The sequence below is a fragment of the Aeromonas finlandensis genome (assembly GCF_000764645.1).
Lineage (GTDB): Bacteria > Pseudomonadota > Gammaproteobacteria > Enterobacterales > Aeromonadaceae > Aeromonas > Aeromonas finlandensis.
On sequence record NZ_JRGK01000361.1, the window covers coordinates 1 to 8,949 of the forward strand.

Genomic DNA, 8,949 nt, shown 5'->3' on the forward strand with positions numbered 1-8,949 from the left:
GGGTATATGCAGATTTGTGATCGAGATCTGCCTGTTGGCAAGGGGGCATTGGGGCTTTTTTACCCCAGTGAGAGACCCGTAACTGACTCTGGCTGAGTGCGAACGACCATTTGATGGCCATTGAATTCGAGATGCTGCAGGAAGGTCCCGCTCTGTTGCTGGGCTGCGCTGTCGAACTGCATGCCGTAGACCGGGTAGTTGTTGATCTGCCGTTGATTGCGCACTGTGCCTGTCAGTTGGTAGGGGACCCCGTTGCTGGTGGGGGCGCTGAGGCGCAGTTCAATGGGGTGGTTGAGGGGAATGGCCGGTGCCTGATGGTCGGTGCTGAAGGCACAGCCTGCCAGCGAGAAGTCCACCAGATGAATGTTGAGCGGTCGCTGGTCAAGGAGAGCGATGCCTTCACAGCTGATCGGGTAGCGAACCTCTTTGCGGATCTTGAACAGCGTGATGGTCTCGGGCTGGCGCATGGTGAAGAGCTGGGGCTGCTTGTTGAACTGATCAATCAACCCTTCGAAGCAGATCATGGCTCCAATGCCCCGTTCACAAATGATGGCCGCAGTGGCCCGGTAACCGGGTTGGCAGTAGAGGGCTGCATCGGCCGGTGTGGTGGCGGGCAGGCTGAAGTAGACAACGCGCGCCTTATCGGCACCAATCAGCACGGCGGGTAGCGAGCGCAGTTGCCCGGTCGGGGTGATGACCTCTATCCCCACCTTGCTGGCGGGATAGAGATAGTCCATCACGTCGGGGCCTTGTATTGAGACCCCTTTCTCCTTGTTGGCCTTGATGCGATCCTTGATCGATTTGAAGGGTGACTGCTGGGTCTGTTGTGTCATGGAGCATGATCCCGGTGAGCCCGTGTTACAGATCCATTTAAGTAGCCATATTCACGAGCCGCAACACTTCTTGAACTTCTTGCCGCTGCCACAGGGGCAGGGATCATTGCGGCCCATTTTGAGCGGCAGGGGATCGATCTCCCCGTCGGTGTAGACCCAGCGCCCCTGATAGCGCGCGAAGCGGGAGCGTTCATGAAGGCAGTGACGCATCTCTCCCTCTTTGAACCAGGCCTTGAACTCCACCATGCCGGTTTTATCTTCCGGGCCGCCCTGGCTGGCGATGATCTCGAGCCCATCCCAGTGAGTATCGGTTTGCGACAACTCTGCGGCGGTCACGCCATTGAGGTGATCAGGATGCCAGCTATGCACCAGATACTCCCCCAGACCCAGCACGAACGCGCTGTAACGCGAGCGCATCAGTTGCTCGGTGGTGATGGCGGGGGCGCCGTGGTGGAGTAATCCACAGCACAGTTCGAGAGAAAGGGATGAGCCGCAGGGACAAAGAGTCATAATGTTTGGTAACTGGCAGATTTGTTTCATGAAATTGTAACGAAAACGAGTTATGAAGCGCCAGCACCTATACTGATTGCTGGGCAAGGAGTTCAAATAAAATAGCTGTAAGGATACAAACGATGACGCTCAAGCATAAAATCCTGTTACTCGGGGCGCTGCCTGTATTGCTGATGGCACTGGCGGTCAATCTCAGCAACTACATGATCTCCAGAAGCGCTCTGGAGTCCGATTTGGTGACTGCGCGGGAAAGCGCTATCAAGGAGCGCAAGGCGCTGCTCAGTAGCTACATCACGATGGCCAAGAGTGCCATTGACGCTGTATATAACAAGCCGGATTCACCTGAAAATCGACAGAAGGTCAAGGATATCCTGAAGCCGTTACGCTATGGCAGTGACGGCTATTTTTTTGCATTCGAGCCCAATGGTGTTCAAGTCATGCATGGCGCCAACCCGGCTCTGGAGGGAAAAAATCGCTGGCAAGAGAAAGATGCCAATGGGAAGTTGCTTATCCAGGACATAGTGCAAACGGCACAACAAAGGGATGGCTTTACCGAATACTGGACCATGAAGCCCTCGATTGGACGGACGGCTCCCAAGCTCTCTTTCAATATCATGCTGGACAAATATCAGTGGATATTGGGAACCGGCTTCTATATCGATGACATCGACAACGAACTGGCCGCCCTGCGTGCCGAGCGCGAAAGCAAGATGAACAGCTCTCTGAAAGTGGGGGTGCTGGTGATCCTGGTGATGTTGGGGATCACGCTGGTGGCAACCGTGATCGTCGGCAACCGGGTCAGCAAACCGCTGGCCGATGCGGTAGTGGCATTGAACGATATTGCCAACGGCGAGGGGGATCTGACCCAGCGCCTCAAGGTGCAAAGCAAGGATGAAATTGGCCAGCTGGCCAGCGCCTTCAACCGCTTTGTCGAGCGGATCCAGTCGGTGGTGAGTCAGGTGGGGGAGACCAGCAACCACCTCTTCAGCGCGGTCGACAAGCTGCACCATCTGAGCGAGCACTATGACCATCAGATGCAGGGTCACAGTCGCGAAACCGATCAGGTAGTCACTGCCGTGACCGAAATGAGCTCCACCGCGCAGGAGGTGGCAGCCAGTGCCTCCAATGCGGCGACGGCGACCAGCGATGCCGCCCGTGAATCGGACGCCGCCCGTGGTGTGGTGAGCGGGGCGATCAACAGTATCAACCGGCTGGTGGGGGAGGTGCATACCGCCTCTGGCGTTATCGAGCAGCTGGCGCAAGAGACCGCCAAGATTGGCTCCGTGGTGGAGGTCATTCGCGGCATCGCCGAGCAGACCAACCTGCTGGCGCTGAACGCGGCTATCGAGGCGGCCCGTGCCGGTGAACAGGGCCGTGGCTTTGCGGTGGTGGCGGACGAGGTGCGTTCGCTCGCGGGTCGTACCCAGCAGAGCACCAAGCAGATCAACGAGATGCTGCAACGGCTGCAGATAGGGGTGAAGCAGGCGGTCGATGTGATGCAGGCGAGCGAGGATCGCAGCCAGGAGACAGTGCAGGAGGCGAGCCATATCGCCAGCTCCCTCGACAGCATGGTGATGGCGGTCAGTACCATCAACGACATGAATATCCAGATCGCCACTGCCGCCGAAGAGCAGCATGCGGTATCGGAGGAGATCAACAAGAACCTGGTGGCCATTCAGCAGATTGTCAGCGAACTGACCAGTGCCGCGGTGGAGTCCAACAGCACCACCCGCGATCTGGCCAATACTGGCGACAAATTGCGCAAACTGGTCTCCCAGTTCCGCTACTGATCCTGCCATGTCAGATGACGAGCACCACAAGATGCGGTCTGAGCCCCGGTTCAGGCCGCACTTTATTTGGGTATTGACCAATAATGTGTGAAAATTGGCGGCCTCTTTTTTTCAGCCTTTGCCCCATACCCTATGAATGAGATCGTGAAAGGTAGTATCGATTTGATCCGGCAGCTCAACTACGGCCTGGTCTACGCCAGCCTGGAAGAGCACAAGGAGCTGTCGCGCACCGATCTCTCCCGCTTGACCGGCCTCTCTCCTGCCAGCATCACCAAGATCACCCGTGAACTGCTCGATGGCGGTCTGGTGGTCACCTGTGGTGAAAGCTCGGTGGGGCGTGGTCGTCGCCAGACCCTGCTGCGCATCAACGAGCGCCGCTTCCAGTTTCTCTCCATGCGTCTTGGTCGTGGCTACGTGGATATGGCGCTGTTCGACTTCTCCGGTCGCTCCTTGTCTCGTCAGCGCCACCTCTTTACCGAGGCCGAGCGCGCCGATCTGCTGGGCAGTCTGGTGCATGCCATCAAGGTATTTCTGCCGAAAAAAGCGCTCAATCTGGCTTGTATCGCCCTCTGCCTGCCCGGTCAGGTAGAGCGCCACACCGGCATGATCAAACACTTCCCCTTCTACGATCTGCGCAACTGGCCGCTGGGGCCGACCCTGCAGGAGGCGTTCGAGGTGCCGGTGCTGGTGAGTGGCGACGTGCGCACCTGGATCCAGGCCGAGCGTGAGTGGGGGGCGGCCAAAAATTGCGCCGATGCGGTGCTGGTGTTTGTGCACAACGACATCGGGGTTGGCATGGTGGTCAACGGGCAACTGATTGAGAGCGAGAGCGCGCTGCTCGGCGATCTCAGTCACCTGCAGCTCGAACCTTACGGCCAGCGCTGCTACTGCGGTGGCTTTGGCTGCGCCTGCACCCTGGTGACCAATCAGGCGCTGGAGGCACAATACCGGGATCTGCGCGAGCGGATGCAGGAGTATGACCTGCCCGAGAGCGTCACCATCCGCGAGCTGTGCGAATTGGCGCTGGCGGGCAACAGTCTCTGTCAGGATATTCTCCATCAGGCGGCGGGCCGCCTCTCCAAGGTGCTCTCCAACCTCATTTGCTTGCTCAATCCGGGCAAGTTGCTGCTCGGGGGCGAGATCACCCGCGCCGATCGACTGCTGTTCCCCATGCTGCACCAGTCGCTGGCCAGCCAGTTGCCCGCCGAATATCTGGTGCGGCTGCAGATTGAATCCACCCACTTCTATGAAGATCCCACCAAGCCCACCTCGGTGCAGGTGCACAAGGCGCTGCGCGATGGCAGCCTGTTGCTGGAGCTGCTGCGCAGCTGTCAGGAGTCGTAAGACAAGAGAGGTTGGCACAGCGTCTGGCGAAAGGGGCAGGGATTGCTGTTCCGCCAGCCTGTAACTCGGTACAATCTTGCGCTTTTCCGGCAGCACCCTGTTATCGGGCGCTTATGGTGCCGTGACATGTTGGCACCGTTGCCGTTCCTGTTTTGACTCCAGTTGTGAACCTAGATGAAGCCTGTTCCTGATCACGCCGTCAACCGCCTGCGGGCCTGGCGCAAGAGTATCTCTACCCGACCATTTCTCGCCCGTGGCGGCACCCTGGCCCGCTGTCCGGCTTGTCAACTGCGCGAAGACTGGTGTGCCTGCGAGTGGCGCCCCGAGCTCAAAGCCGAGGCCGGTTTCTGCCTGCTGATGTATGACAGCGAGCCGATGAAGCCCTCCAACACCGGTCGCCTCATCGCCGATGTGTTGCCGGATACCACCTGGGCCTTTCTCTGGTCGCGCACCCAGCCCCATCCCGAGCTGCTGGCCCTGCTGGCCGATCCTGCCTGGCAACCTTATGTGGTCTTTCCCGCCTGCGAGAAGGAGCCTGCCCGTCTGACCGGCCAGGTGACGCTGGCGCCCGGTAAAAAGCCGCTCTTTATCCTGCTCGACGGCACCTGGCCGGAGGCGCGCAAGATGTTCAACAAGAGCCCCTATCTCGACGGTTTTCCTGTGCTCGCCATCAAGCCTGATGCGCTCTCCACCTACGGCATGCGGGTGGCCAACTGTGACGAGCACCTCTGCACCGCCGAGGTAGCGGCCTGCGTGCTAGAAGTGGCGGGAGAGCTCAAGGCGGGGCAGGCATTGCAGCACTGGTTCAATCTGTTCAGCAGCCGCTACATGGCCGGTCGGGTCAGCCGTTTCCCCGGTGCCGACGAGGATCATCTGTGTGCGGCGCTGGCGGCCATCAAGGAAGCGGACGTCGCTTCACCGGCCCGCTAACGCGCCGTCTGAGGGGCGGGGCAGGGGCGTGGCAGCTCAAATCAATGAAAATCAGGAATCAATTGGCTGCCACTGTTTCGTTAGATTCATCGACTGTGGCCCGCTAGGATAGCGAACAGCTTGTGCCACCCCCTGCACAACCCCGTTTTTGTTATCTCCGGTTGTCCGACCCCTTCGGGCAACCCAATCTCGTGAGGTCTATGGATGGAATTGGAACTGGTTACCCTGTTTGCCCTGTTCGGTGTGGCGCTTGTCGCCGGTTTTATCGATGCCATCGCCGGTGGCGGTGGCCTGCTGACGGTGCCAGCCCTGCTCGCCACCGGCATGCCGCCCGCGCTGGTGCTCGGCACCAACAAGTTGCAGAGCAGTTTCGGCTCCTTCTCCGCCACCTGGTTCTATGCCCGCAAGGGGTTGCTGGAGTGGGCCATGATCTGGCCTGCGGTGATCTGCACCTTTATCGGTGCGGCCATCGGCACGCTGGCGGTGCAGACCATCGACGCCGCCATTCTCGAGCGCCTGCTCCCTTTCCTGCTAATGGCCTTTGCCTGCTACTTCTACTTCTCGCCGCGGGTGAGCGATGCCGAGAGCTCTCGCCGTCTTACACCCATGCTGTTTGCGCTGCTGGTGGGGGGCGGTGTCGGCTTTTATGACGGCTTCTTCGGGCCGGGCACAGGATCGTTTTTCGCCATCGGTTTCGTGGCGCTGGCGGGCTTTGGCATGGCGCGCGCTACCGCCCATACCAAGCTGCTCAACTTCACCTCCAACATCGCCTCCCTGCTGTTCTTTGCCCTTGGTGGCAAGGTGGTGTGGAGCGTCGGCTTCTGCATGGCGCTGGGGCAGTTTATCGGTGCCCGCTTTGGCTCCAAGATGGTGCTCAAACAAGGGGTAAAGCTGATCAAGCCGCTGCTGGTGACCGTCTCCTTGCTGATGTCTGCCAAGCTGGTCTGGAGCCAGTATCCCGAGCTGTTTGCCTGGATCTGAGCTGCGGCGAGTGTGCTGCAAATCGGATGTTTACGGGGCCCTTGGGCCCCGTTGTCATATCGGGTGCGTGGAGACAGTTAGCGCGGCGCGTCGCTGTAGTGGCGAAAGTGTTTGCGCAGGGCGCTCACCAGCTTGGCGATCCGCTCGCGCTTGAGGCTGTTTGGTCGGTAGACCAGATGCAGGGGGCGGCCCAATCCGGGCAGTGGACGCGCCATCTCCCCCTGTTCTCCCACCAGCCCCAGCAGGCCTGCGGGGAGCAGCACCGGGCCAATGCCCGCCTTGGCGAGCTCAATGAGCGCCAGATAGGAGTCGAGCTCCATGGCAGGTTCAAACCCGAGGGCGGCGAGCGGTTCGCGCAGATAGCGGTTGGCGGGGTTCTCCAGATCCATGGCGAGGATCTTGCGCCTGCTCCCTGCGCTGGCGGGTGGCAGGCTCTGCTGCGCCTCACCCACCAGATAGAAGGGCTCCTCCAGCAGCAGCTCGGCCCCGAGGCCATGGCCGGGGGGGAGGCGACCGGCACAGATGCCGAGCAGGGCATCGCCGCTGCGCACCCGCGCCAGAATGACCGGGGTGTGGTGGGTGGAGAGCGCGAGATGCGGGTCGCGGCCAAGGTAGCCGCGCATGAAGTGGGCGAGATAACCTGCCAGCAGGGTTTCGGAGCAGGCGATGGGGAGGGGGCTCTGATCCGCCAGATCTTGGCTGTCGGCCAGCACCCCCTTCATTTCGGCCAGACTTGGCGCCACCCGCTCCAGCAGCTCCTGCGCCTGGGGGGTGAGCCGGATCTGGCGCCCCTCCGGCTCGATCAGCTTCTTGCCAAGGCGCTGCTCCAGCTGGGCAATCCGCTTGCTCACCGCCGACTGGCTGATGTAGAGGCGGCTGGCCACCTTGGCCATGGTCCCTTCGCTCGCCAGCAGGCTCAGCGTCTCCAGCCCTTCCAGTAACATCTCGCCCCCTTGTTTATCGCCGCCAGGATCGTCACAGATTGGTCAGCGCTACCTTAGGGGCTGACTGGCTCAGGAGCAAGTGTCGTTTGCTGCCTTGGCCAGTCGAATGCGCCACTCGTTTAAGGGCAGCGCGAAGATCTCCAGATTGCCAATCAGGCTGATCACCACCCCAGCCCACGGCACCCGCATCGCCAGTCAGTGCGGCTTCTCTTCCCAAGCCCACTGTTCCCAAGCCCACTGCGGCAACCGTTTTTGCGAGGCGTTTGGTTTGATGCCTGGACAGTGGCGGGCGCAGTTGTCATCTTCCTGTCACAGATAACCCTGAGACTTTGGGCAAAAGAGGTGTACTCTCTACCACTTATCCATTGAAAGGAATGCCCATTGAATTATCGCAAACGTCAAATCCGTACCCGTCACCTCTGGTTCAGCCACTGGAATGCTCCGCAAGATCGCGCCGCTGTCGTTACCCCTCCTGAACCTGCAGTGCCTCACAGTTCACGTTGAAAAAGCCCCGCCTCCGATAGGATTTTTCCGGTAACTTTGCCACTATTGCCCCATCACAATGATGTGGACATGGCCGGATGTTTCTGGAACGTATTGAAGTCAAAGGTTTTCGCGGCATAAATCGCCTTTCGCTCGGTCTGGATCACACCACAGTGCTGATCGGCGAGAACACCTGGGGTAAATCGAGCCTGCTGCGCGCCCTCTGGTGCCTGCTGGGGCAGGATGCCGAGCCCTATCAGTTTACCGCCGAGGATTTTCACCAACCGGAAGATCCCGAGCTGGCCCCGGCGCGCCACCTGCAACTGGTGCTCACCTTCAGTGAGCACAGACCCCAGATGTGCCAGCACTCCCGTCGGCTGGCCCGTCTCTGCCCCTCCTGGGTGCAGCACAAGGACAAATTCCACCGCATTCACTATCGCGCCAGCGCCGAGCTGCAGGCGGATGGCTCTGTGCTCACCATTCACGACTTTCTCGACGGGGTAGGCAAGAGCCTGCCTATCGCCAATGCCCACGAGCTGGTTTGCCTGCTCATCACCATGAATCCGGTGTTCCGGATGAGGGATGCCCGCACCGCCCGCAACGGTGTGGAGACCTTGCAGTGGGGGATCCTCTCCGAGCATCGCCTGAGCGAGCTGGCGGACAAGCTGTTCGATGAACCCCAGCGCATCGGCGAGCCGGAGCTCAAAGAGGCATTGCAGGCGGTGCGCCAGCTGATGGATCACTACTTCAACGCCCTCGCCCCCATCAAGAACAAGCCGCGCAGTCAGCGCGACATCATCAATCGTCCCATGACATTGCGCAATCCGGGCAACCTGCACACCCTGTTGCGTGGCGCCGATAACCGTGCGCTGCAACTGGCGATGGCGGGGATGGCGGCCACCCTGCTGCAGGCGCGGGGCAACCGCGAGCTGGAGGAGGGGGCCCGCCCCATCATGATCCTGGAGGACCCGGAGAGTCGGCTGCATCCGACCATGCTGTCACTGGCGTGGGGGCTGCTTGAACAACTGCCGGGTCAGAAGCTGCTCACCACCAACTCGGGGGACCTGCTCTCTTCCCTGCCGCTCAATCAGGTGCGACGGCTGGTGCGTCGTCAGCAGGATATCCTCTGTCACC

The 8,949-nt window shown here is 60.4% G+C and carries 8 protein-coding genes and 1 pseudogene; 5 read left to right on the plus strand and 4 right to left on the minus strand.

The features are described 5' to 3' along the window. Positions 1–59: 59 nt before the first annotated feature. On the minus strand, positions 60–833 hold the full coding sequence (locus LD28_RS0121730) for a PilZ domain-containing protein (RefSeq protein ID WP_033138953.1): 774 nt from the start codon (positions 831–833) through the stop codon (positions 60–62). A 51-nt stretch (positions 834–884) separates the two neighbouring features. Next, positions 885–1,373, minus strand: coding sequence for a YchJ family protein (locus LD28_RS0121735; protein WP_338151474.1), 489 nt, complete (start codon positions 1,371–1,373; stop codon positions 885–887). Positions 1,374–1,465: 92 nt separating this feature from the next. Between LD28_RS0121735 and LD28_RS0121740 the strand changes: the two genes are divergently transcribed. The 4 genes from LD28_RS0121740 to LD28_RS0121755 all read left to right on the plus strand — a co-directional run bounded on the left by LD28_RS0121740 (position 1,466) and on the right by LD28_RS0121755 (position 6,388). After that, complete coding sequence (locus tag LD28_RS0121740) at positions 1,466–3,133, plus strand: methyl-accepting chemotaxis protein (protein WP_033138955.1); 1,668 nt, start codon at positions 1,466–1,468, stop codon at positions 3,131–3,133. Between the two features lie 132 nt (positions 3,134–3,265). Continuing rightward, positions 3,266–4,477, plus strand: coding sequence for an ROK family transcriptional regulator (locus LD28_RS0121745; protein ID WP_031227858.1), 1,212 nt, complete (start codon positions 3,266–3,268; stop codon positions 4,475–4,477). A gap of 174 nt (positions 4,478–4,651) precedes the next feature. Further along, positions 4,652–5,407 carry a tRNA-uridine aminocarboxypropyltransferase gene (locus LD28_RS0121750; protein ID WP_021231323.1) on the plus strand — a complete coding sequence of 252 codons (756 nt, stop codon included), beginning with the start codon at positions 4,652–4,654 and terminating at the stop codon, positions 5,405–5,407. A 204-nt stretch (positions 5,408–5,611) separates the two neighbouring features. Further along, the gene (locus LD28_RS0121755; protein ID WP_021231324.1) at positions 5,612–6,388 is read left to right on the plus strand and encodes a TSUP family transporter; all 777 of its coding nucleotides are present in this window, start codon (positions 5,612–5,614) and stop codon (positions 6,386–6,388) included. 77 nt (positions 6,389–6,465) lie between these two features. Here LD28_RS0121755 and LD28_RS0121760 read toward each other — a convergent pair whose 3' ends face one another. Continuing rightward, entirely contained in the window at positions 6,466–7,332 is an 867-nt protein-coding gene (locus LD28_RS0121760; protein ID WP_033138956.1) for a LysR family transcriptional regulator, read from the minus strand. A 69-nt stretch (positions 7,333–7,401) separates the two neighbouring features. Next, a pseudogene (locus LD28_RS23980) lies at positions 7,402–7,503 on the minus strand (EamA family transporter); the annotation flags it as partial. Positions 7,504–7,913: 410 nt separating this feature from the next. On the opposite strand from LD28_RS23980, the gene LD28_RS0121765 reads away from it, so the two are divergent. Next, positions 7,914–8,949: YjbD family protein (locus LD28_RS0121765; RefSeq protein ID WP_033138957.1), on the plus strand; the 1,036-nt coding region annotated here is incomplete at its 3' end.

What these genes read in the sequence shown, in the direction of transcription:
- LD28_RS0121730 (WP_033138953.1), bottom strand. Translation starts at nt 833, where the DNA reads ATGACACAACAGACCCAGCAGTCACCCTTCAAATCGATCAAGGATCGC.
- LD28_RS0121735 (WP_338151474.1), bottom strand. Translation starts at nt 1,373, where the DNA reads ATGAAACAAATCTGCCAGTTACCAAACATTATGACTCTTTGTCCCTGC.
- LD28_RS0121740 (WP_033138955.1), top strand. Translation starts at nt 1,466, where the DNA reads ATGACGCTCAAGCATAAAATCCTGTTACTCGGGGCGCTGCCTGTATTG.
- LD28_RS0121745 (WP_031227858.1), top strand. Translation starts at nt 3,266, where the DNA reads ATGAATGAGATCGTGAAAGGTAGTATCGATTTGATCCGGCAGCTCAAC.
- LD28_RS0121750 (WP_021231323.1), top strand. Translation starts at nt 4,652, where the DNA reads ATGAAGCCTGTTCCTGATCACGCCGTCAACCGCCTGCGGGCCTGGCGC.
- LD28_RS0121755 (WP_021231324.1), top strand. Translation starts at nt 5,612, where the DNA reads ATGGAATTGGAACTGGTTACCCTGTTTGCCCTGTTCGGTGTGGCGCTT.
- LD28_RS0121760 (WP_033138956.1), bottom strand. Translation starts at nt 7,332, where the DNA reads ATGTTACTGGAAGGGCTGGAGACGCTGAGCCTGCTGGCGAGCGAAGGG.